We start from the raw sequence: 23697 nt of genomic DNA on the forward strand, positions 1-23697 counted from the left end.
CGCGACTATCTAACCATGTTATTCCAGAAAAAAACTTGGTTAGATAGTAAAAGAGGTTGCGGACAACACTCACAGAAAGGATGAACAGGTCACATATCTATGAACCGTAGGAAAAAGCGAAATCTCGTTATAGGCATACTGATGCCGGTCGTAATTATACTTGCAGGCGGATTGTATTGGATGCCGGAATTGCTGTCTTCCAAGCCTGTCGCCTACGCTGGTGAGGATGGCATCAAGCTGAAGTTCAAGACGGAGGGCGACCGCATCCTAGAGTACAAAGAAGATGGCTTCGAGCCAATCTTTGTTAAAGGAGTCAATCTGGGCGCTACACTGCCTGGATACTTCCCAGGGGAGTTCCCGATACAAGAAGAAGATTATCTGCGTTGGTTCCAGCAGATACATGATATGGGCGCGAATGTGATCCGGGTGTACACCGTGCACAATCCGGTGTTTTACGAAGCGCTTGTGAAGTTTAACCGCGATAAAGCGGAGCGGCCGCTCTATTTTATTCAAGGCATATGGTCGCCTGAGGAAGAGCTGATCGAGTCGCAAGATGCTTATTTGCCCGAGATCAAAGAGAAGTTCAAGCACGAAATTGAGAAGGTTGTACGAGCGGTATACGGCGATATTACGCTGCCAGATCAATCCGGTACAGCGAGAGGGAAGTATAGGACGAACGCCAGTGATTACTTGATGGCATGGCATATCGGTACGGAATGGGATCCGGTGATGGTTGATAAGACAAACAAGAAGCATAGCAAGGTATCGGCTTACACAGGTTCCTTTTTCAACGCGACTGGGCAAGCAAGCCCATTTGAGAACTGGCTCGCCGAAATGCTTGATCACGCTGCCGCGGTGGAGAACGAATATGGATGGCATCACCCGATGACGTTCACGAACTGGGTAACCACAGATGTGCTGAAGCACCCGGGAGAGCCACTATTCCAAGAAGATATGGTGAGCGTCGACGCAAGGAATATTCAGCCGAAGGCTTGGAGCGCGGGATATTTCGCTGCTTATCACGTCTATCCGTACTACCCGGACTTCTTCCACTTGGATGCTTCGCTGCAGACGATTCGCGACAAGCAAGGGCAGTTCAATACGTACAAGGCGTATCTGCGCAAGCTGAAGGCGGAGTTCAAGGATATGCCGGTCATGATCACGGAATATGGCGTGCCATCTTCGATTGGCATCTCTCATCTGGGTATGGGGGGACGCAATCAAGGCGGTCATAATGAGCGTGAGCAAGGGCGTATCGATGCATCGCTCACACAGGACATTTACGATGAGCATTATGCAGGAGCAATTCTGTTCATGTGGCAGGATGAGTGGTTCAAAAAGACGTGGAATACGATGAAGATTGAAGTTCCTGCTGACCGCAGGCCGTATTGGCTCAATGTGTTAACGAACGAGAAAATGTTTGGGCTACTGGGCATGTACCCGAGCAAGGCGGATGCCATTGTTATCGATGGGGATTCCAAGGATTGGGATGCTATTCCAGACGAAGAGAAAATGCTGCTGAAGTCAGATTTGCCGGGGGTTCGTGAGATGTGGATCACCCATGACGAGGGCTATGTCTATACAATGCTTAAGCTGGATAAGCCGTTCGATCCTGACAAGCAGACGCTATACATCGGGGCGAATACGCAAACAGGCGGCAATCGCACCATGAAGGAGCTTCCGGGTATTAAGCTGGACGAAGGGCTGGAGACACTTACGGTCATCGGCAAGGACAGTGAGGTTCGCATCGCTTCGAATTATGACTTCAACAACAGGCTGTATGGCCCATCCGGTTATTGGATGGTTGAACCGAAGCCGCAGGAAATGAAGGATAATTCAGGATTGTTCAATCCATGGAAGCTGGCAGTTAGTCTGAAGATGGAACCCCCGGATACAAGATCGGCGCATCCATTTCAAGATATTGTTGTAGGCAAGCTGCATCGAGGGACGAGCGACCCGAACAGCAAGTCATACAACTCGCTTGCAGCTTGGGAGGCGAAGGGCGACATCGTCGAAATTCGAATTCCGTGGATGCTGCTCGGTTTCGCAGACCCAAGTACGAAGCAAGTCATTTCATATGGCGACGTGGAACGAAAGCGAGATCTGCCGACGATTGCAACAGAAGGGATACGATTCTTGCCTTGGGTTGTGGAACGAGGAGGGAATTCATCGACAGGTGCACAAACTCGTGCATGGAAGAACTATTCTTTACACAATATCCAAGTATACACATGGAAACAGTGGGATAAGGTTGGCTATACAGAACGCTTGAAGCAAAGCTATTACGACATGAAGGAAGTGTTCCATCGTCTTCCATGACACATGCGGCCACCCATAGGTGGCATGCGACTTCCGAAAGCGGTTCGGCAAGTTCCTTGCTGAAAGCAACATTGATAGGGGCTTGAAGAACTGCCACTTCTCATGGAACAAAGGAGGCACACGTTACATGTATACAAAGTTAGACCTTGCTGTGTCTTTCATCTACGTCTGTCTGGGCCTGATTGGCTTCGGCGTATTGATACTGCTCATCATGAAAGCCCGAAATATACGGCTGATGCAGCAACGGGACGCGATCATGAAGAAATATAAACCTTACTTTATCTATTTGCAGCGTCATATCGGTGACGAGGGTTCCTTCCAGCCGCAGAAGGGGGCAGTTGCACCATTGGAGGCTAGGGTTATCCAAGACAAGCTGATCGAATGGATCGAGAAATTCCGTGGGACTCAGCGTGACAAGCTAACGAAGCTGTGCGAAGATATGGGGCTCGTTCAATTGGATATGAAGGATCTGAACAGCATGTTCTACGCGAAGCAGATGCAAGCGGCTTTCCGCTTGGGAGGAATGAGATCGTCCAGGGCGGTTCCGCAGCTGCTGGAACTGCTTAAGCAGGAGAAGTCGGCAGAGCTGATTCGAGTTATTGCCCGAGCTGTTGCGAAATGCGCGGACGATACGGCATCTCTGGGGGTAATGCTGGATGAGCTGGCGAGTCGTGAGCAGCACAATGAGCTGTTTGCCGCAGAGATATTGGAAGAATCAACGTTAGACGTGACCCCGCTTCTTGTTGGATGCTTAGCGGATAGCAATAATCGCTTGGTGAAGACAGCCTTGTTGGCGCTGCGCGGGCATGCTGGCGCAGAACTTACGCCTGCATTGTTCAAGCTTGCTGACAACAAGGACAAGGATATACGCTCCTTAGCAATTAAGCTGCTGGTGCGCACGGGCAATGTGCTGACGAAGGAGACATTGTGCAGTTGGTTCAAGGATCCTGAATGGGAAGTGCGGGCGGCTGTTGCAGAGTCGCTCAGCACGTACAATCATACTGCCAGCATTGTCATCTTGAAGGAAGCATTGACGGATTCTAACTGGTGGGTTCGGTATTACAGCTCGAAGAGCTTGGCTACGATGGGGGATGAGGGCTTCCGCGCGCTGTGTGAAGCAGCACTTGAGAGAGATGATCCTTACAAGTCGGATATGGCCAAAGATCGTATTCAAGAGGAGCTTCTGCGCGAGCATTACAATACGAATCGAAGGAAACACGTGTCCAGCCAAGCAACGAAGCGGCTCTTATATGAGCAGTATTTCGGCAAGGCTGCGACAGCACCGATATTTCGAAGCATAGGAGGCGATTATTCTGCTTAGAGACCTGCTTCTCATGTACGGCTTATTCGCCATGTACTATGTGATCGTCGTCAATAGTATTTATTTCGGCATCATGCTCTTCTCGTTCAAAAGCATTTTCTCGATCGTACGCCGAAAACGTTACGCATTAAGCGGGACAATAGCGGGATCAGAGCATGTCCCGCCGGTCTCGCTGTTGGTACCATCCTACAATGAAGAGCTGACGATTATCGAAAATGTAAAGTCATTAATGACACTGAATTATCCAACCTACGAGGTTATCGTCATCAATGACGGCTCCAAGGATGAGACCTTGAACGTGCTGATCGAGGAATTCGCCCTATATCGAATGGATAACTTGTCCATTCGGTATGCCGTGAATTGTACCAAGATCAATGCTGTCTATCATAATCCAGAGTATCCATTTCTCTATGTCATTGATAAAGCGAATGGAGGGAAGGCGGATTCCTTAAATGCAGGCATCAATTTCTCGCATTACCCGCTTATCTCGTCCATTGACGCGGATTCGCTGCTGGAGAAGGATTCCTTAATTCAAATGACAACCATGTATATGTCCGATCCAGAGCGATATGTGGCAATCGGTGGCAATGTTCGCATCGCTAACGGCTGTTCGATTGAGAATGGAACGGTGAAGGAAGTGCGCTTGCCGAAGAAATGGTGGCCGATGTTCCAAACGCTGGAGTACTTAAAGGCGTTCCTCGGCGGTCGAATCGGCTGGAGTGCGATCAATGGACTAATTATCGTGTCGGGTGCATTCGGGCTATTCCGCAAGGACTATGTCATCAAGGTCGGCGGATACCGTGAAGGCTATCCAGGTGAGGACATGAACATCATTATCAAACTTCATCGCTATATGCTGGAGAATAAACTGCCTTACAAAATTGCCTTCTGTCCGGAAGCTGTATGTTGGACGCAGGCACCGGATACGTATCATATTCTGTCCAACCAGCGCAAGCGCTGGGGGCGAGGGAACTTGAAGAATATGATCGAGAACTACGATATGACGTTCCGTCCGAAGTACAAGGTATTCGGTCTGTTATCAATGCCGTATACGATTATTTTCGAAGCGCTCAATCCTTATTTCAAAGTAACGGGATTGATGTCTTTAATCGGTTATGCGCTGTATGATATGACACATTGGGAAGTTGTGCTGGTATTTATGCTCATTAACTTCTTATCGGGTTTATTGCTAGCTGTAGGCTCGCTTTTGCTGGAGGAGATTGCGTTCAAGCGCTATCCGCGCATTAGCGATCTCGTGCGAATGCTTGCGTTCAGTGTGCTGATGTTCTTCGGATATCGGCAGCTTGGCAGCCTATGGCGCATTCAAGGGCATATTCAATTTTTCCAGAACAACAATTCATGGGGAGCCATGACGCGTCAGAGTTGGAGTGAAGAAGGAGAACAAACGAAAACCGCCTAAACGGCGCAGGGAAGGTGGAGACTGCACATGCTTCAAGTAATGGAACGAAATGCAGAGTTCGAATTTGTACCGACTTTCAAGCAAACGGTGAATCATCTGGTGATGAGTTATCCCGGACATAGCGTAGGCATTATCTTTATCCATGCGAAGCCGCTTGGACGTACGTGGGAGGCTGAGCTCAGGTCAACGCTGGATAGTGAGCAAATTCCATTTGAGCTGATGAATGCCACAGATCAGAATGTAATTGCCGTTATGCTGCCGCGCGTTACTCTGGATCAGACGCACTATTACGCACTCATGCTGAAGAGCGTGGTAGAAGAGCGGTTGGCAGGGACGCCAATCGTATGTGCGGTTGCCGCAGTGGCAGATTCGCAGGAGGCTGAGGATATTATTCTCGGTCGTTGGAACGACTGGCCGGCTGCAGATTCCTCCCATATTCGGGTTCTCCATGATCACCTTCAGCTCGAAGGAGCGAAGCGCATCCTAGTCGTGGATCACGATGCTAGCGTAAGAGAGTTCCTGAACATTTGGCTAACTTCACAGGGGTATGAGGTGCACGAAGCGGAAGATGCCTTGACAGCGCTCGATGTTATTTATGCAGGTCAATTCGATTTAATCTTAACGGAGCTGAATTTATATGGGATTAATGGTCTGCCATTCATTTCGCAAATTCAGAAGATGAATTTGGAGAAGCAGCCGAAGATCGTGATTCTGTCCGAGCAACGGGTAGGAAAGACGATAGATTACTGCTTCGAGCAGGGCGTTAGCGACTATATTACGAAGCCATTCTCGCCGGTAGAACTTGATGAACGGCTTAGCCGCTGTTTGTCATAACTATACACAATTAACTAGTGGATGGAAGGGTGAACAACTGTGAACATGTATGCTGCCAATTTAGAACATGCAATCGAACACAAAACTTCTGTAATCGGAGTCATCGGGTTAGGCTATGTCGGTCTGCCGCTTGCCATTGAGATGTGCAAGCAGGGCTTTCAGGTCGTCGGAATTGATGTTGATTCACGCAAGATCGAGAGTATCCATAACGGACATTCCTATATTAAGGATATCAGCGATGAGACGTTGACGCAGTGCATGAACACAGGCCGGTTGTTCGTGACGACTGACTTCAGTCATATTCAATTGCTTAATGCGGTCAGCATTTGCGTGCCGACTCCACTTAGCGAGAATCAAGATCCAGATACATCCTACATTACGCGTGTTGTGGAACAAATTAAGAAATATATGCGGAAAGGCCTGTTGATTACGCTCGAGAGTACAACGTATCCAGGCACGACAGAAGAGCTGATTCAACATGAAATTGAAGCCTCCTTGGGTTACCGAGCAGGAGAGGACTTCTTCCTCTGCTTCTCACCGGAGCGCGTGGATCCGTCCAATCCGAAGTTCAATACATTCAACACACCGAAGGTCATTGGCGGGACGACACCAACCTGCCTCAAGCTGGGAGCAGCACTGTACGACAATATCGTAGAGAGCGTCGTTCCCGTCACTTCGACGAAGGTAGCAGAAATGTCGAAGCTGTTGGAAAATACGTTCCGCAGTGTCAACATCGCCTTCATTAATGAGATGGCGATGATGTGCGACCGGATGTGCATCGACATCTGGGAGGTCATCGATGCTGCAGCGACGAAGCCGTTCGGATTCATGCCTTTCTATCCGGGACCAGGTATTGGCGGCCACTGCATTCCGCTTGACCCCATGTACCTGTCTTGGAAAGCGAAGGGGTATCGTTTCTATAGCAAGTTTATCGATATCGCACAAGCTACCAATGCCAATATGCCATACCATGTCATGGAGAAGACATCACGAATTTTGAATCAGAGCTCTAAGTCGATTAAAAACTCGAAAATATTGATTCTGGGTATGGCCTACAAGCCGAACATCGACGATTTGCGAGAATCCCCGGGTCTTGAAATCTATGAGCTGTTTAAGGCGAGCGGTGCTCAGATCGATTATTATGATCCGCATGCGACACACTTCAAGAACAAGGCTGGCAAGACGGTGCATACGATCGATTATGATTTGCCGGCGTTCCAGACATATGACTGCATGGTGCTGATTACGAACCATCAATCGTTCGATTACGAACAGCTCGCGGATTTGAATATCCCGATATTGGATACGCGCAATGCATTCAAGGGCATTCATCGCCCGAACATTCACAAGCTCGGTTATACCGAACAAGAAAGCGTCCGAGAAGTAGAAGAGGCGGTTCTTGTCTAAATCGGGTACGAATCCCATGCGTCCTCGGAATAGTAGGATAGGGAGACTTCGGCGATTCGCTCGAAGTTCACGGGGGGTGTTAGTTACGCTGTTACTGTGCTGCTGTGTCGCAGTCCTATTCTCGCTTCGATCTGCGGATGCGGATCGGACAAAGGCAACATGGTTGTGGGATACGGAATGGATTCGCGATTCGGGGGAGGATATCGTCTCGTTCTGCCGGACGAATGGAGTGAATCTCGTCTATTTGCAGATAAGTGACAGAGTAGAGCAGACTACCTACCGTGAATTTATTCGGAAGGCGCACGAAGCCGGGATTGACGTTCATGCTTTGAACGGTGCGCCGGAATGGGCGAAGGAACGGCATGAGGAGGAAGGTAAGTCATTCATTCGGTGGGTGAGTGATTATAATCAGCAGGCCGCAGAAGGCGAGCGATTTGCTGGTGTTCATCTGGATGTAGAGCCTTATTTATTGCCGGAATGGAAGCAGGATGAAGCAAGCCTCGTCTACAGCTGGGTTGACAACATGAAGATCTGGCTGGAGGCAGGGCGGGAGGCAGGTCTGTACATGGCTGCGGATGTTCCCTTCTGGATGCCGCGCCTGGATATGCCGGCTGGGAACGGCAAGGTAAGCAGCTGGATGCTGGAGCAATTCGACTCCTTGACGATTATGGCATATCGGGACAACTCGGATTCGATCTATGAATCGTCCAAGAGGCTGCTCTCGCAGGCGGACAAGCTTGGCAAGCCGATTGTCATTGGTCTTGAACTGGGCAAGACCAATGAAGGAGGCTACTTGTCCTTCCACGGCAAGCCGCTTGATTATTTCGAGGAGCAACTGCGTGATGTGAAGGAGCTCGGTGCAAGCCATTCCTCCTTCGCAGGAGCAGCGGTTCATCACTTGCGCGTGTGGTATGACCGAGCGAAGTAAAGAGAGCTGCTTCGCGGTTCAACAAACGTCGGCCTTCGGGAAGATATCCTCCGGCGCAATCAACCCCTTCTCTTGCGAGAAGCTCCATGAGGGGGGGATAGAACCTTCATACTTATCGAAAACGTAACGAGCCTGTGGATGTGCATCCACAGGCTCGTTGCTGCGTAAGGTGGAAAAGTTGTAACGTCTACTTCACTATCGTCTCCCTCGAACCGTGTATCGCGCTTGTTCCACCCACCAGATACACTGCGTTTTTGTCAGCATCCAATGCAGCTCTCAGCTTCGTTGCGACTACCTTTCTGTCCTTTTTATCCATATAGTCATTGTGGAAGCGGTACTCTTTCAGTCTGTTATCCCACTCCACTTCACATCCGCTAATATCGACACCCAGCACCTTTTGGGCCAGTGGAGCAATCACTTCTTTTGCATCTTTTGCCGTAATCTCCTTGTCGGTCGTTACCTTTTCCTTTAGACGCGATTTGTGAATGACTTCTATCGCCTTTCCCGACTTTGTATCAACTTGAATGTAAACACCGTCTCCTTGCAATACCCACATCGGTATGGCCAGCACCTTTTCATAGTCAAAATTACCATGTCTGAGTGTTGCCTCAGTCACTTCTTTCAATTCATGATTGAACGCTGTTTTCACGATTTCTGCTGCTGCTTTTGTCCATTTTGGATCAAGTTCTTTGGCATCAACTTTAATCGAGAACCCATTGAGTTGATCTTTTGCATCAGACCCGGCACCTGGTTTATAGAGCGAGATATAGAAGTCTTCCTCTGTGAAAAAATAGTTCGTATCTACAAATTTACCCTGTTTGTCGTCATATCGTCGACGCATTTCCACTTCATTAGTCAGCATATAGGTCTTGTTTGGATACAGCTCTTTTAATCTTTGAAGGACTTTATTCTGATCCTCTTTACTGACTTCATCGATTGAGATTTTTGCAAAACCCCACCATATTCCACCTGTTTTCGGATTAAAGTCAATTGAATATTTGTCATCCACAGATCGGACTGTTGCACTCCCAACCGAACCGGAGTAGCTCTCGCCGACATCCTGCATCTTGGCCTCTTTGCCCGCCAATTCCTTCATTGCTTTTTTCAGCTTGTCGGCCATCTTCTTGTCAATCTGAACCTTCACCTTCTCCGGTTGCTTCTGCTCTTGTGCAGCCGCAGCTTCGACAGGAATCGGTCCTCCCAATGAGGCTAGCATGCCGGATACGACCAATGTTGCGATGATAGCTTTTTTCATAAACATGATCATCCTCCTATGCATCTGTTTGTGTTTTTAATTCCCTGCGGCCGCTCTGCTCCCGGACTTTATATATACGACGTTTTTCTCGGCATCCAATGCCGCTCTTACCGCCGTAACATCATTTTTTTCAATGAAGCGGTAATCTTTAAATAAACTATCCCATTTCACTTCATATCCCGTAATGTCGATATTGAATAATTTCTTCGCAAGCGGAGCGACCGCTTCTTTGGCTTCTTTTTCGGTCATCTCTTTGTTCGTCGTGACCTGATTGCCTTGTTTATTGATCAGGCTGATTGCTTTCCCTTTCTCCATGTAAACCGTCACTTTGTCGTCCTCAAGCACCCACGTATAATGCTCAATTTGCGCCTTCGTCACGTCGAATTGATGATCGAACGCCGTTTTGATCGCTTCCGTTGCCGACTTCAGCAATTTCGGATCAAGTTCTTTTTTGTCAATATCAATTGTCACAACGGACAAGGCATAACCTTCTGAAATATTAGCATTTACTGAAACTTTAAAATCCTTCCCGGAAAACTCATAAAACATATAATCTCCAAATTTGCCCTTGCTATTATCGTAGGATCGTGACTGTGTAACTTCCTTGTTAAATACGTATTTCTTCTTTGAATAGGCGTTCTTTAACTCTTTTAAAGCTTCGTCTTGAAATTTTTTGTCGACTTTGTCGATTGTCGTCTTGTTGGAAACAAACCATATTTTTCCGCTTTTGGGATCAAAGCCAACACCATAATTTCCATCTGCAGATTGAACCGTGACCAAACTCTCTTTGATATGTTCACCGGTATCCTTAAGCTTAATCTCTTTTCCCGCATATTGATTTACCGCTTTTTGCAGCTTGGGGGCCAACTTCTTATCGATGGGAACCTTCTTATTATCGGATTGCTGCTCTTGCTGATTCTCTTGCGCTGCCTCCGCTCCGGCAGGAATTGGGCCGGCCAATGTGGCCAACATACTAGAAACGATCAGGGATGCTAGAATGACTTTCTTCAAATTCATACAAAATCCTCCTATGTTTCATATTCTCATTGTGTACCACTGTTGTATCTCCTACTATCGCATACAGTATATAACAATATCAATCCACTCATTTGTGACATCATCTCTATTATTTTGTCAGTTTTCTCAAACCTATATGACTGATATGCTTGATGAAAAAACTACGATTCGTGATGCGCTTGACCAGATGCAGCGCGAATTGCAGGCGACTCTTGTAATACCGTAAACGAACGAGCCTGTGGATGTGCATCCACAGGCTCGTACCGTCTCGTTACGGTGTAAGGTAAAAAGGTTGGAACGTCTACTTCTCCATCGTCTCCATCGTCTCCATCGAACCGTGTATCGCGTTTGTTCCACCCACCAGATACACTACGTTTTTGTCAGCATCCAATGCAGCTCTCAGCTTCGTTGTGACTACCTTTCCGTCCTTTTTGTCCGTATAGTCATTGTGGAAGCGGTACTCTTTCAGTCTGTTATCCCATTCCACTTCACATCCGCTAATATCGACACCCAGCACCTTTTGGGCTAGTGGAGCAATCACTTCTTTTGCAACTTTTGCCGTAATCTCCTTGTCGGTCGTTACCTTTTCCTTTAGACGCGATTTGTGAATGACTTCTATTGCCTTTCCCGACTTTGTGTCTATTTCAACGTAAACACCGTCACCTTGCAATATCCACATCGGTATGGCAAGCACTTTTTCATAGTCAAAATTACCATGTCTGAGTGTTGCCTCCGTCACTTCTTTCAATTCGTGATTGAACGCTGTTTTCACTAATTCTGCTGCTGCTTTTGTCCATTTTGGATCAAGTTCTTTGGCATCAACTTTAATCGAGAACCCATTGAGTTGATCTTTTGCATCAGACCCGGCACCTGGTTTATAGAGCGAGATATAGAAGTCTTCCTCTGTGAAAAAATAGTTCGTATCTACAAATTTACCCTGTTTGTCGTCATATCGTCGACTCATTTCCACTTCATTACTCAGCACATAGGTTTTGTTTGGATACAACTCTTTTAATCTTTTAAGGACTTTATTCCGATCTTCTTTACTGACTTCATCGATCGAGATTTTTGAAAATCCATTCCCTATAACCCCTGTTTTCGGATTGAAGCTAATCGAGTATTTCCCATCCACAGATCGAACGGTTGCACTTCCAACCAGACCCTTGTAAGTCTCGCCAGCATCCTGCAGCTTGATTTCTTTTTCGGCCAATTCCTTCATTGCTTTTTTCAGCTTGTCGGCCATCTTCTTGTCAATCTGAACCTTCATCTTCTCCGGCTGCTTCTGCTCTTGTGCAGCCGCGGCTTCGACAGGAACCGGGCCGACTACGGTGACCAGCATACTAGATACGATCAGGGATGCTAGAATTGCTTTTTTGATATTCATTTCATTTCCTCCTATTTATGAATATATGAGATATATTTCCATGCTAACATTGGATAATTAAGATTCAACTTAATAGATTCTGAATATAATTTAAGAAAAAAATCAGAAATGAAGGTGTATAAATATAACAATATCAATCAATCCGCTTATTTGTGACATCATCTCTTCCGAGAACATGATTGCCTATCATGTTGAGAGTCAGAAGGCGGGTTGCCAGTCTCCACCTCGCCATGATTCAATATAGGTACACTTTTTTACAGGCAAAGGAGCGGATAAGATGGGATTTCAGACTGAGTTTAATTCGGTATGCAAATTTAAGACGGAGCAGGAGCTGTATGAGCTGCTGGAATATGGACGGGGCAAAATGACGAAGCAAGGCTTCCGAGTGTTCCCGACAGGGCAGAAGGTGATTGCCTATACACCAGATAATGTGGCCGTAGCTATCGTGAAGATTGTTGCTTCGATCGCGGAAATCAATTTCCAAGGGGATGAAGTAACCGAGGTGGAGATGGAGTTAATACGCAAGCTGAATGAGGATGAATCACGTATTCAGACTGCATTAGCGCATGAAATGTTTTTCGGAGATCCAAATCGCAAATAATTGTTCAGTAGAAGCCCTACATGCCGAGAGGTATGGGGGCTTCTTTGTATTTGGCTGCGTCTTCGCATACAGTGATGGACGTTTGTAGACGGTTCCTATAGGCAGTTAATGTTGAAATAACTGAACAATCCTACGAAACTGGGAGCCCGGGGGTGAATTGGGCATTTTGCAAAAAAAAGAGCACCCCGATCGTCTTAAGCAACCGGAATGCCCTGCCTTACCGTTTTTATGCTATGCTTGCAGCGCCTGTTTGAATTGCTCAGTCAGGAGCGGCACGATTTCGAACAGGTCGCCCACGATGCCGTAATCGGCAATCTGGAAGATTGGCGCTTCCGGATCTTTGTTGATCGCGATAATGACGCGCGATTGGCTCATTCCCGCCAGATGCTGAATGGCGCCGCTAATGCCGCAGGCGATATACAGCTCCGGCGTGACGACCTTGCCCGTCTGTCCGATTTGCAGGGCGTAGTCGCAATAACCCGCATCGCAGGCACCGCGGGAAGCGCCAACAGCACCGCCAAGTAGAGAGGCGAGCTCCTCAAGCGGTTTGAATCCCTCGGCGCTGCGGACGCCTCGTCCTCCAGATATAATGATTTTCGCTTCACTCAAATCCATTTTGCCAACCGTATTTTGCACGACCTCGCGAATAACAGCGGATAGCGGCGGTTCAGGGTAAGCAATAGCCGTTACAGGCACTGTTCGGCCAGCTTCTGCTGCCGGAGGCTGAATGTTGTTCGGGCGTATGGTTACGATCCATGGTGCAGCAAGGAACTTCTTCTTCTCCATGGCCTTGCCTGCATAGATCGGGCGCGTGAATAATACCTCGCCGCTGCTGTCCACTTCAATTGCGATGATATCGGAAATTTGGCCGCTATGCAGGGAAGCAGCCAACTGCGGTGCCAAGTCTTTGCCCCAAGCGGTATGGCCGAAAAATACGCCATCCGGGTTGGCTGCTTGCACAACGGCTTGCAGCGCGGCAAAATAAGCCTCCGGATGATAATGAATGAGTGCAGTATGCTCCACAGTATAAATATGATCGACGCCGTAGGCCGCCAAGTCGCTGGAATAGCGGGTTGCATCCGCACCGATGATCACAGCGGCTACAGTGCCTCCATTGCCTGCGGCTGTGCGGGCTGCCCCAATCGCTTCATAGGACACTTGGCGAAGACTTCCACCCTTCGCTTCGGCTACGACAAGAATCGTTCTGGACATATCAATACGCCTCCTTGGAATATGAACTTACCGGATTCGTTGCATTCGATGAGAACTATACGACCTTAGCTTCCGTCCGCAGCAGTCGGAACAACTCTTGGACTTGAGCGGCTGGTTCCCCGGCGAGCAGCTTGCCGGCTTGGCGCTGCGGAGGCAGGAATAGCTCCGCTTGAGCTGTACGTGCTTCAACTGATACACCGAAGTCGTCGAGCGTAAGCTCACGGAAAGGCTTCTTCTTCGCCTTCATAATGCCTTGCAGCGAAGGATAGCGCGGATCATTCAAACCTTGCTGGGCGGTGAATAGGGCTGGAAGAGGTACCTCTACTACTTCTGTGTCTCCTTCGGCATCCCGGGAGCAGACGGCACGGGCATCCGCGATTTCAAGCTTCGTAATCGACGATACATGCGGAATGCCAAGCAGCTTCGCAAGTCTAACGGCCACTTGGCCGGAACCGTTGTCGACCGAGAAGTTGCCGCCAAGAATAAGATCGTAAGATTCTGTTCCGACAAATGCGTGCAAGGCATGCGCAACGGCATGCTCATCGCTACCGATTCGCTCATCGTTGAGCAGCACGGCTTCGTCAGCGCCCATGGCAAGTGCTGTTCGCAGCGCCTCAGATGTACGCTCGGGTCCTGCGGAGACGACGATAACCTTGCCGCCTTGGTCGTCGCGAATGCGAATCGCTTGCTCAACTGCATACTCATCATAAGGATTAAGGACGAATTTGACTCCGTCTTCTGCAATTTTGCCTCCTTCGGTGATGATCTTTTCCTCCGTATCGAATGTCTGCTTGACTAATACGATGATATTCATCGTTCATTGCCCCTTTCGCTTTATTTAGTTTCAAAATATCTAAAGCGGACTTGCAGAACAAGTGGACTGCCATGCAGGAGATTGGGTAGGAGTACAGCTCTGAGAAGGGGGATTACAACGTCGGTATCCATTTCCTATATGGCGATAACGTGATAGTGAATCCAAGATGAGACATGGATCATATATCCAAGATGGGTCTTGGTAGAACAAGAATAAATAAGAACCTGACCTTAAGAACAGGGTGTAATCGGGAAATTAGAAGGGGAGAGCTAAGGCTCTAGTCCCTTTAGGAAAAAAGTGATCGTGCCATCCAGCTGCCCGACCAGAGAATACTTCTGCCCGGAAATAAGCCATGACGTCACGACTTCATCCATAGAACCGAATATGAGTAGACGGGTAAGCTTGACGTCAATATCGTCACGGAATACCTTTTCTTCAATGCCCTGCAATAAGATACGTTCAATCAGTACAATATAGGGTTTTATAATTTTTCCGATTTCCTTGCGAAGCTCAAGGGAGCTTTGTCTCAGCTCGATTTGCGTGACGAACGCCAAGTCCGGATTGCTCTCAAACTCGGCAAAATGGATTTTGCATACATTACGCAATGCCTCTTTGGCCCCAGTTGTTTCTTCAAGGCTTGCATGAAACTTAGCGATAAGCTCTCCAAGCTTCTCCTGAAATAAGGAAATCAGGATATCCTCCTTTCGTTTGAAGTATAGATAGATCGTGCCGTCAGCAACTCCGGCAGTTTTTGCAATTTTGGAAACTTGCGAGCGGTGAAACCCGTGTTCTGCAAAGACTTTGACCGCTGCTTCGAGAATTTGGGAATATTTTTCTTTTTTCTGACTTGTCATGGAATCACCTCGGTGCTAGAATATGGAATACAAATGAATGAATGCTCATTCAGTTTCTGCTGCTATCATAAATTAGAACTGAGATCATTGTCAATCATTGGATATAGATCTGGGTTAAGGCAGTAGAAAGGCACATGGTGACAAGGGGATGAAAACGCTTCCTGTAGGTAATTCATTCATTTGCAATACTGAGAAAGGGGATGGTTCCGATGCCGGGAGCGATTGTGCAGCTTGTCCTATTTTTGGCCGTTACGGGACTCGGCGTTTATTGGTTTGCCAAAGCGGTCTATCACCGGTTCTTGTATGTCAAACTCGGACAGCCGGTAAATTGGAGCGGACGGGTGAAGCACAATTTGCATGCATTTGCCGCCCAAGTGTTCGGGCAGACGAAACTGCTGAAGGATAAGAAAAGCGGCCTGATGCATATTGTCATCTTCTATGGTTTCATCATTTTACAAGTTGGCGCACTGGATATTATTTATAAAGGATTGTCGGGCAAACCGCTGCCCATTCCCGGGTACGAGGCATTCGAGCTGCTGCAGGAAGCAACCGTGATGTTGATACTCATTGCCATGGGGTATGCTGCCTATCGCAGATACGGGGAGAAACTAGGAAGGCTGAAGCGGGGCTGGAAGCCATCGATTGTCGTCTTCTTTATTTACGCTTTGATGTTGTCTGTCTTATTGACGATGGGATTCCATCGGTTAGCTGAAGGAGAAGGGGCATCGGGATACGCGCCGATATCTTCCCTTATAGCAGGTATTTTTACCGGCATATCCCACGGGGTGGCTGAGGCGCTCTATATCGCATTCTGGTGGGCGCACTTGTTGATTTTGCTTGCGTTTCTTGTCTATGTGCCGCAGAGCAAGCATTTCCATCTACTGTCGGCTCCCGTCAACCTGCTGCTTCGGCGCACAGAGCCTGTCGGGCGGTTGAGCAAGCTTGACTTGGAAGATGAGGAAGCCGAATCGTTCGGTGTGGGCAAAGTGGAGGATTTTACACAGAAGCAGCTAGTGGATCTGTACGCATGCGTCGAATGCGGGCGCTGTACGAATGTATGTCCGGCTGCCAGTACAGGGAAATGGCTGTCGCCCATGCATATGATCGTCAAGCTGCGCGATCACCTGACAGAGAAAGGAGCGGCTATTACCTCTCGTTCACCATGGACTCCTGCCTTTGCATTCAAATCAACGGGTACTCACAGCATGAATCCAGAGGGGGCCGAGCTTGGAAAGTGGCACGGACAGGGGATAACCGATATTGCTTCGACGATGCAGGCGCAGGCAGCCACTTGGCAAATTGCACAACACCCCCCAGAGCAACTTGAGCTTATCGGCGATGTGATGTCCGAGGCTGAAATATGGGCATGCACGACCTGCCGCAACTGTGAGGATCAATGTCCGGTCGGCAATGAACATGTCGACAAAATCGTCGATATGCGCCGTTATCTGGTGCTGACGCAAGGGAGCATGCCGCATGATGGGCAGCGGGCGCTGCAGAACATTGAGCGTCAGAGCAATCCGTGGGGCATTAGCCGCAGTGATCGTGTGAAATGGGTGAAGGAAGTTGATCCTGAAGGTGTGCTTCATGTACCAACCGTGAAGGAGAATCCGGAGTTTGATATCCTGCTGTTCGTCGGCTCCATGGGCTCTTATGATAATCGCAGCCGGAAGGTAACGCGGGCGCTTGTGCGCCTGATGAATGAAGCTGGCGTGAACTTTGCCATACTCGGCAATGAAGAGAAGAATTCGGGCGATACTCCGCGGCGGATGGGCAATGAATTTTTGTTCCAGCAGCTATGTGAGGAGAACATCGTCACTTTCCAAAAATATAATGTACGCAAAATTGTTACGGCTTGTCCCCATACGTACAACACGTTAATGAATGAGTATCCCGAGTTTGGGCTGGAAGCCGAAGTACTCCATCACAGCGAGCTGCTTGATGAACTGATTCGCGCGGGAAGTCTTGTTCCACAGTATGAGGTGGAGGAACGAATTACGTACCACGACTCCTGTTATCTTGGACGCTATAATGGCGTTTATGAACAACCGCGCAATATCCTGCGCGCGATACGCGGCGTAACCCTGCTTGAAATAGAGCGAAGCCGTGAGAATGGCATGTGCTGCGGAGCTGGCGGCGGCATGATGTGGATGGAAGAGACTGCAGGCAAGCGTGTCAATCTGGCGCGCACTGAGCAAGCACTGGCCACAAAGCCGACCGTAATTTCATCGGCATGCCCGTACTGCCTCACAATGATGGAGGACGGCACGAAACTGCTTGAAGCCGAGGAATCCGTTCAGACGCGCGACATCGCTGAAATTTTGGAACTAGCTGTGTTCGGGGCGGTTAAATTGGATGACAAGCAGCCGATATCGGTTTCATAAGACAGCCTTCAGTATAACCACAAGAAATGATTGTATTTTTTGAACAATGGTCAATAACATCATTCTCTCACCATCAATGAACTACTCCATATATCAATCTTCTATAGAATCTTCAACCACAACAACAAGCAAAGTTCAGATATGTACCCTCAAGAGCAGCTTAACATCAAGCAGCGATCTGAACTGCAGCGGAGCATTGCACATCTCAGAAGTACACATTTCAAGCAATACACACCTCACGAAGTACAGACACACTTACAAGTCCTGAAGCAGGAACATCTTACGAAGTGCACCCAGCACTTCTGAAGCAGGGAACATCTCAGAGTATCGTCATCAGCCAACAATTTCATATCTATTAAAGTCTTGAAGTCGTTCTTGTTGTTCTCATCATGTGACACAGACCATTACAAATTGGGAGGGAACTCGCATATGGTTCAACCGATTCAATGCGCCGCCGTTATCGGCTCTGGCGTAATGGGTGCGGCTATTGCCGCCCACTTGGCGGGCGCGGGCATTCGCTGCTTGTTGCTCGACCTTGTACCGAACCAGCTTACAGAAGCTGAATCTAAGAAAGGACTCACACTGGAGCATCCAGCTGTACGCAATCGTTTAGCTGCGGATGCGATCGCGCGCCTGAAGAAGACGAAGCCGGCACCGCTTTATAGTGAAGAGTTCGCGGGCAGAATTACACCGGGCAATCTCGAAGATGATCTGTCGAAGCTTGCAGACGTGGATTGGATTATTGAGGTCGTCGTCGAGAGACTGGATGTGAAGCGCGACCTGCTGAAGCGAATCGAAGGGGTATGGAAGCCGGGAACGATCGTAACATCGAATACGTCGGGCATATCCATCAACGACATGGTTGCTTCGTGCGGAGAGTCATTTAAAAAGCACTTTTTAGGCACTCATTTTTTCAATCCTCCACGTTATATGAAGCTGCTTGAAATTATTCCGGGAGAGACGACAGATCCGGAAATTGTGTCCTACATGCATGAGTTCTGTGAGCGTCGCCTCGGCAAAGGCGTCGTTGTAGCCAAGGACACGCCGAACTTTATCGCCAACCGAATCGGTACATTCGGACTGCTTATTACATTGCGAAATATGATGGAGCTTGGGTACACGGTCGAGGAAGTAGATGCTGTCACTGGGCCTGCGCTTGGTCGCCCGAAGAGCGCAACGTTCCGTACACTTGATCTGGTTGGACTTGACACGTTCGTGCATGTAGCAGCGAATGTGCATGACCAGACAGCAGCGACAGTAGAGAAAGATGTATTCAGCGCGCCGGATGTTCTCACCCGTATGGTTGACTTAGGCTGGATAGGTGAGAAACAGGGCCAGGGCTTCTATAAGAAGGTAAAGACCGACTCTGGGAAGGTCATACAGGCACTGCGCTTTGACACGATGGACTACGAGCCGGTACGCAAAATCTCTTCCGCCTCCTTGGAAGCGTCAAAGTCTGCCAAGGGCGCAGCGAATAAAATCAAGGCGCTGCTCGGTACAAAGGATCGTTATTCCGAACTGGCATGGAACACGCTGAAGCCGGTGCTGCTCTATTCGGCGCACAAGCTGGGCGAAATCGCCGATTCGATTGTCGATATCGACAATGCGATGAAATGGGGCTTCAATTGGGAACTCGGGCCGTTCGAAGTATGGGACGCGATCGGCTTGGTGTCGGCTGCCAAACGTATGGAGGCAGAGGGCGACGTGCTGCCAGATTGGGTACGCGCGTGGATTGCTGAAGGACATACTCACTTCTATGAGAAGCGGGAGGCACAACAATTTTACGTTCATGGCGGGGAGTGGACTGAGCTGGAGTCGGCAGCGGAGCATATTTCGCTCAAGCAGCTCAAGCAGCAGAACAAGGTCGTGCTATCTAACCCGGGTGCTAGCTTGATTGACATCGGGGACGGCGTAGCTTGTCTGGAATTCCATTCGCCGAACAATGCCATCGGTGCGGATATTTTGACCATGATTCAGAAAAGCGTGGAGGAAGTTCGCCGTAATTACCGCGGACTCGTTGTGGCAAATGAAGGGCGTCATTTCTGCGTGGGCGCCAATGTCATGCTGCTTCTAATGGAGGCTCAGGAAGAGGAATGGGATGAAATTGATCTTATCATCCGCCAGTTCCAGACTACGATGCTGACGCTGAAGAGACTGGAGAAGCCTGTTGTAGCTGCGCCGCATCAAATGACGCTTGGTGGTGGGGTAGAAGCGTGCCTGCCGGCAGACAAAATCATTTTCTCTGCGGAAACGTACTTCGGATTGGTCGAAACGGGCGTTGGCTTAATTCCAGCGGGCGGCGGCTGTAAAGAGATGACCTTGCGCTCAAGCCAAATCGTCGGCCAAACGAATCCAGACCTGCAATCGTACATCAACAGCTATTTCGAAACAATTGCTATGGCGAAGGTATCGACAAGTGGACATGACACGAAGCGGCTCGGCTATATGGGGCCTAACGACTCCGTCGTTATCAACCCGGATCGCCGTATACATGAGGCGAAGATGGCCGTGCTGGAAATGGATCGGGCCGGATATGCGCCGAGAGAAGAGGAGCGCATCCGCGTTGTTGGTGAACCTGGCAAATCCGTCCTGCAGCTGGCAGCCTATACGATGCACCTCGGTGGCTATATTTCGGATCATGACCGACTGATTGCCAATAAGCTGGCGCATGTGCTTGCGGGCGGCAACGTACCGGCGAACAGCTTGGTGAGCGAGCAATACATGCTCGATCTGGAACGTGAAGCTTTCTTAAGCCTGTGCGGCGAACCGAAGACGCAGGCGCGCATGCAGCACATGCTCTCCAAGGGCAAGCCGCTGCGCAATTAATATCCTTCCAAATTAGGAATGAGGGGAGATCGCAATGAAAGAAGCTGTCATTGTATCTATAGCGCGTACGCCGGTTGGCCGGGCGAAGAAGGGAAGTCTCGCGCAGACGAGAGCTGAGGATCTGGGGAGAACGGTACTGGAGGAAGTTGTTCGACGCGCACCAGGCTTGAACAAATCGGATATTGAGGACGTCATACTCGGCTGCGCAATGCCGGAAGGCGAGCAAGGCTTGAACATGGCACGAATCTTGTCGTTGTATGCAGGTTATCCGCAGGAGGTGCCTGCGGTTACGGTTAACCGGTTTTGTGCTTCTGGCCTGCAATCGATCGCATTTGCTGCAGAACGGATTATGGCCGGCTCTGCGGACACGATTGTTGCCGGCGGGGTAGAGAGCATGAGCGCGGTGCCAATGACCGGTTTCAAGCTCGCACCGCATCCGAAGCTGATCTCAGAAATGCCGGAAGTATACATGGGCATGGGATACACTGCGGAAAATGTTGCGAAGCGATTCGGCATTAGCCGTGAGGATCAGGATCAATTCGCTGCTAACAGTCATCGCAAGGCTGCGGCAGCCATCGCCGAAGGCAAATTCCGTGACGAGATTGTACCTGTCTCAACGGTACAGAGAGGGGTCGACAGCAATGGACGGCCTTGGGAAAAAGAACTGACCTTCGATATGGATGAATGCGTTCGGCCGGACACGACAGAAGAAGTGCTTGCGAAGCTGAAGCCTTCGTTCTCCGTGGGCGGCAGCGTCACGGCAGGCAATAGCTCGCCGATGAATGACGGCGCGGCAGCCTGTGTACTGATGAGCGCCGATAGAGCGAAGGAGCTTGGATTGAAGCCGCTTGCGGCCTTCCGCAGCTTCGCGTTGGCTGGCGTCGCGCCTGACATTATGGGCGTCGGACCTGTAGAAGCGATTCCGAAGGCGCTGCGCAAGGCCGGTATTACGCAGGATCAGGTCGATCTGTTTGAGCTGAATGAAGCATTCGCCTCGCAATGCCTGCATATCATTCGCCACTTAGGGCTGGATGAGAGCAAGGTGAATGTGAATGGCGGCGCGATTGCGCTCGGCCATCCGCTTGGCTGTACGGGATCGAAGCTGACGGCAACACTCTTGCATGAGCTTCGCCGACGTGGTGGCGGCTATGGTGTCGTATCCATGTGCATCGGTGGTGGAATGGGAGCTGCCGGAGTGTTCGAAGTGTTTGCTTAAACGCTGTGCGTAGACTTATTGCCTTGCATTGTTGTTCAGATTGATCAAATGATTCAAAGCCATTTATCCATTCTTAATCCACTTCGAAAGGAAGAAGATTACCATGACCATGTTGGAACTGAAAATCAAAGGCGGAAGCTTTGTCATTGATGACATCACTCCCGATGCGATTGTTACTCCGGAGGACTTCACCGAAGAACAGCGCATGATGGTGGATACAACTCGTGATTTCGTAGAAGGAGAAGTGCTGCCGCACGACGAAGAATTGGAAAAATTGAATTACGATTTGACGGTTAAGCTGATGCGCAAGGCCGGGGAAATCGGGCTGCTTGGCGCAGATATTCCAGAGGAATACGGCGGTCTTGAGCTCGACAAGGTCAGCTCTACGCTGATCGGCGAAACGCTGACCAAAGCATCTGGCTTTGCGCTCTCGGTTGGCGCGCATGTGGGCATCGGAACACTGCCGATCGTGTTCTTCGGCTCACCGGAGCAGAAGGCCAAGTACTTGCCTGACCTGGCGACAGGCGCTAAAATCGCTGCTTATTGCCTGACGGAGCCGTCATCCGGATCAGACGCGCTTAGTGCGAAGTCGACAGCGAAGCTGTCTGAGGATGGCAGTCATTACGTGCTGAATGGCTCAAAAATTTTTATTACAAATGCAGGCTTCGCGGATATTTTTATCGTATATGCGAAGGTAGACGGCAAGGACTTCACGGCATTCATTGTTGAGAAGGGAATGGAAGGCTTCACGGTTGGGCCGGAAGAGAAGAAGATGGGCATCAAGAGTTCTTCCACTTGTCCGCTCTTCTTCGAGGACGTCAAGGTTCCAGTGGAGAATGTGCTTGGAGAGGTAGGCCGCGGACATGTCATTGCGTTCAATATTTTGAACATCGGCCGCTTCAAGCTGGGCGCGGGATGTCTCGGAGCAGCGAAGGAAGCGATCGAGCTGAGCGTGAAATATGCTGGCGAACGCAAACAGTTCGGCAAGGCGCTTACAGAATTTTCTCTGATCGGCAATAAGCTGGCGGATATGAACATCCGTACTTATGTAACGGAGTCGATGGTGTATCGGACTTCTGGCTTGGTGGACAATGTGCTGAAGGACATCGATTACAAGCAGCCGGATTCGGGGCAGTTAATGGCCAAGGCAATTGCTGAATATGCGCTTGAATGCTCCATTAATAAAGTGTTCGCTTCAGAGGTGCTTGATTTCGTAGCCGATGAAGGCGTACAAATTCACGGCGGCTACGGCTTTACGCAGGAGTATAAAATCGAGCGCATCTACCGCGACTCCCGCATTAACCGCATTTTCGAAGGAACGAATGAAATCAATAGATTGCTTATCCCAGGAACGCTGCTTAAGAGGGCCGCCAAGGGGGAATTGCCGCTCCTGCAGAAGGCGAAGGCACTCCAAGCCGATCTGATGTCTATCGTATCCATGCCGGAATCAGGTGGAGCGATGGAGCAGGAGGAACATCTCGTCCAGATGACCAAGAAGATATTCCTTATGCTTGGTGGATTGGCGGCTCAGAAATACGGTACATCGCTTGAGCAGCATCAGGAAATCTTGAGCAACCTTGCTGATTTAATGATTGCTGTATATGCAATGGAAAGCACGCTGCTGCGCACTAGCAAGCTGATGGCGAAGTCCGGCGAAGCGAAAGCAAAACTTGCGATGCAGATGACAACCGTATACATGCATGAGGCATTCGCTGATATTGAACGAACAGCTAAGGAAACGCTGGCGGCAATGGAGTCAGGCGATGTCTTGCGCACGCAGCTGTCCATTCTGAAGAAGCTGGCGAAGAGCACGCCGATTGACGGCGTTGGCATCAAGCGTGAGATAGCGGAACGCGTGATTCAAGCGGAAAAATACGTGGTCTCGTAATACGCGGGAGCTCCCCG

Annotated in this window: 17 protein-coding genes; 11 read left to right on the top strand and 6 right to left on the bottom strand. The window is 49.3% G+C overall.

The features are described 5' to 3' along the window. Positions 1-99 precede the first annotated feature (99 nt). From M3661_RS14095 to M3661_RS14120, 6 genes are all read left to right on the top strand, one after another. Positions 100-2319, top strand: coding sequence for a hypothetical protein (locus M3661_RS14095; protein WP_065291562.1), 2220 nt, complete (start codon positions 100-102; stop codon positions 2317-2319). Positions 2320-2446: 127 nt separating this feature from the next. Beyond that, entirely contained in the window at positions 2447-3640 is a 1194-nt protein-coding gene (locus M3661_RS14100; protein WP_251486038.1) for a HEAT repeat domain-containing protein, read from the top strand. A gap of 31 nt (positions 3641-3671) precedes the next feature. Beyond that, positions 3672-5060: a glycosyltransferase family 2 protein gene (locus M3661_RS14105; protein ID WP_065291605.1), complete on the top strand. Its 1389-nt coding sequence runs from the start codon at positions 3672-3674 to the stop codon at positions 5058-5060. 27 nt (positions 5061-5087) lie between these two features. Continuing rightward, the gene (locus M3661_RS14110) at positions 5088-5894 is read left to right on the top strand and encodes a response regulator (RefSeq protein WP_083189195.1); all 807 of its coding nucleotides are present in this window, start codon (positions 5088-5090) and stop codon (positions 5892-5894) included. 45 nt (positions 5895-5939) lie between these two features. After that, positions 5940-7301 carry a nucleotide sugar dehydrogenase gene (locus M3661_RS14115; protein ID WP_065291603.1) on the top strand — a complete coding sequence of 454 codons (1362 nt, stop codon included), beginning with the start codon at positions 5940-5942 and terminating at the stop codon, positions 7299-7301. A 76-nt stretch (positions 7302-7377) separates the two neighbouring features. Then, positions 7378-8229 carry an SGNH/GDSL hydrolase family protein gene (locus tag M3661_RS14120; protein WP_251486041.1) on the top strand — a complete coding sequence of 284 codons (852 nt, stop codon included), beginning with the start codon at positions 7378-7380 and terminating at the stop codon, positions 8227-8229. Between the two features lie 187 nt (positions 8230-8416). On the opposite strand, the gene M3661_RS14125 is transcribed toward M3661_RS14120, so the two are convergent. From M3661_RS14125 to M3661_RS14135, 3 genes are all read right to left on the bottom strand, one after another. Beyond that, positions 8417-9490, bottom strand: a complete 1074-nt coding sequence (locus M3661_RS14125; RefSeq protein WP_251486044.1) for a hypothetical protein — start codon at positions 9488-9490, stop codon at positions 8417-8419. Between the two features lie 30 nt (positions 9491-9520). After that, a complete protein-coding gene (locus M3661_RS14130) occupies positions 9521-10501 on the bottom strand; it encodes a hypothetical protein (RefSeq protein ID WP_251486060.1) in 981 nt (326 codons plus the stop codon). 301 nt (positions 10502-10802) lie between these two features. Beyond that, complete coding sequence (locus M3661_RS14135; RefSeq protein ID WP_251486063.1) at positions 10803-11885, bottom strand: hypothetical protein; 1083 nt, start codon at positions 11883-11885, stop codon at positions 10803-10805. A gap of 277 nt (positions 11886-12162) precedes the next feature. On the opposite strand from M3661_RS14135, the gene M3661_RS14140 reads away from it, so the two are divergent. Further along, positions 12163-12486 carry a hypothetical protein gene (locus M3661_RS14140; RefSeq protein WP_021256091.1) on the top strand — a complete coding sequence of 108 codons (324 nt, stop codon included), beginning with the start codon at positions 12163-12165 and terminating at the stop codon, positions 12484-12486. A 231-nt stretch (positions 12487-12717) separates the two neighbouring features. Here the strand turns inward: M3661_RS14140 and M3661_RS14145 are convergent, their stop codons facing one another. From M3661_RS14145 to M3661_RS14155, 3 genes are all read right to left on the bottom strand, one after another. Next, entirely contained in the window at positions 12718-13698 is a 981-nt protein-coding gene (locus tag M3661_RS14145; RefSeq protein WP_065293670.1) for an electron transfer flavoprotein subunit alpha/FixB family protein, read from the bottom strand. Between the two features lie 55 nt (positions 13699-13753). After that, a complete protein-coding gene (locus tag M3661_RS14150) occupies positions 13754-14512 on the bottom strand; it encodes an electron transfer flavoprotein subunit beta/FixA family protein (protein WP_251486064.1) in 759 nt (252 codons plus the stop codon). Positions 14513-14781: 269 nt separating this feature from the next. Next, complete coding sequence (locus M3661_RS14155) at positions 14782-15366, bottom strand: fatty acid metabolism transcriptional regulator FadR (protein ID WP_028533635.1); 585 nt, start codon at positions 15364-15366, stop codon at positions 14782-14784. Between the two features lie 209 nt (positions 15367-15575). Between M3661_RS14155 and M3661_RS14160 the strand changes: the two genes are divergently transcribed. From M3661_RS14160 to M3661_RS14175, 4 genes are all read left to right on the top strand, one after another. Beyond that, positions 15576-17750, top strand: coding sequence for a heterodisulfide reductase-related iron-sulfur binding cluster (locus M3661_RS14160; RefSeq protein WP_251486066.1), 2175 nt, complete (start codon positions 15576-15578; stop codon positions 17748-17750). Positions 17751-18179: 429 nt separating this feature from the next. Next, entirely contained in the window at positions 18180-20576 is a 2397-nt protein-coding gene (locus M3661_RS14165; RefSeq protein ID WP_251486068.1) for a 3-hydroxyacyl-CoA dehydrogenase/enoyl-CoA hydratase family protein, read from the top strand. 34 nt (positions 20577-20610) lie between these two features. Further along, complete coding sequence (locus M3661_RS14170; protein WP_072730556.1) at positions 20611-21792, top strand: acetyl-CoA C-acyltransferase; 1182 nt, start codon at positions 20611-20613, stop codon at positions 21790-21792. A gap of 103 nt (positions 21793-21895) precedes the next feature. Then, positions 21896-23680, top strand: coding sequence for an acyl-CoA dehydrogenase family protein (locus tag M3661_RS14175; RefSeq protein WP_397376520.1), 1785 nt, complete (start codon positions 21896-21898; stop codon positions 23678-23680). Positions 23681-23697 lie beyond the last annotated feature (17 nt).

Origin of the sequence: Paenibacillus sp. MER 180 (assembly GCF_023713665.1) — a bacterium.
GTDB lineage: Bacteria > Bacillota > Bacilli > Paenibacillales > Paenibacillaceae > Paenibacillus_B > Paenibacillus_B suaedae.

Coding starts and splice junctions, on each gene's coding strand:
- M3661_RS14095 (WP_065291562.1), top strand. CDS start 100: ATGAACCGTAGGAAAAAGCGAAATCTCGTTATAGGCATACTGATGCCG.
- M3661_RS14100 (WP_251486038.1), top strand. CDS start 2,447: ATGTATACAAAGTTAGACCTTGCTGTGTCTTTCATCTACGTCTGTCTG.
- M3661_RS14105 (WP_065291605.1), top strand. CDS start 3,672: ATGTACTATGTGATCGTCGTCAATAGTATTTATTTCGGCATCATGCTC.
- M3661_RS14110 (WP_083189195.1), top strand. CDS start 5,088: ATGCTTCAAGTAATGGAACGAAATGCAGAGTTCGAATTTGTACCGACT.
- M3661_RS14115 (WP_065291603.1), top strand. CDS start 5,940: ATGTATGCTGCCAATTTAGAACATGCAATCGAACACAAAACTTCTGTA.
- M3661_RS14125 (WP_251486044.1), bottom strand. CDS start 9,490: ATGTTTATGAAAAAAGCTATCATCGCAACATTGGTCGTATCCGGCATG.
- M3661_RS14130 (WP_251486060.1), bottom strand. CDS start 10,501: ATGAATTTGAAGAAAGTCATTCTAGCATCCCTGATCGTTTCTAGTATG.
- M3661_RS14135 (WP_251486063.1), bottom strand. CDS start 11,885: ATGAATATCAAAAAAGCAATTCTAGCATCCCTGATCGTATCTAGTATG.
- M3661_RS14140 (WP_021256091.1), top strand. CDS start 12,163: ATGGGATTTCAGACTGAGTTTAATTCGGTATGCAAATTTAAGACGGAG.
- M3661_RS14145 (WP_065293670.1), bottom strand. CDS start 13,698: ATGTCCAGAACGATTCTTGTCGTAGCCGAAGCGAAGGGTGGAAGTCTT.
- M3661_RS14150 (WP_251486064.1), bottom strand. CDS start 14,512: ATGAATATCATCGTATTAGTCAAGCAGACATTCGATACGGAGGAAAAG.
- M3661_RS14155 (WP_028533635.1), bottom strand. CDS start 15,366: ATGACAAGTCAGAAAAAAGAAAAATATTCCCAAATTCTCGAAGCAGCG.
- M3661_RS14160 (WP_251486066.1), top strand. CDS start 15,576: ATGCCGGGAGCGATTGTGCAGCTTGTCCTATTTTTGGCCGTTACGGGA.
- M3661_RS14165 (WP_251486068.1), top strand. CDS start 18,180: ATGGTTCAACCGATTCAATGCGCCGCCGTTATCGGCTCTGGCGTAATG.
- M3661_RS14170 (WP_072730556.1), top strand. CDS start 20,611: ATGAAAGAAGCTGTCATTGTATCTATAGCGCGTACGCCGGTTGGCCGG.
- M3661_RS14175 (WP_397376520.1), top strand. CDS start 21,896: ATGACCATGTTGGAACTGAAAATCAAAGGCGGAAGCTTTGTCATTGAT.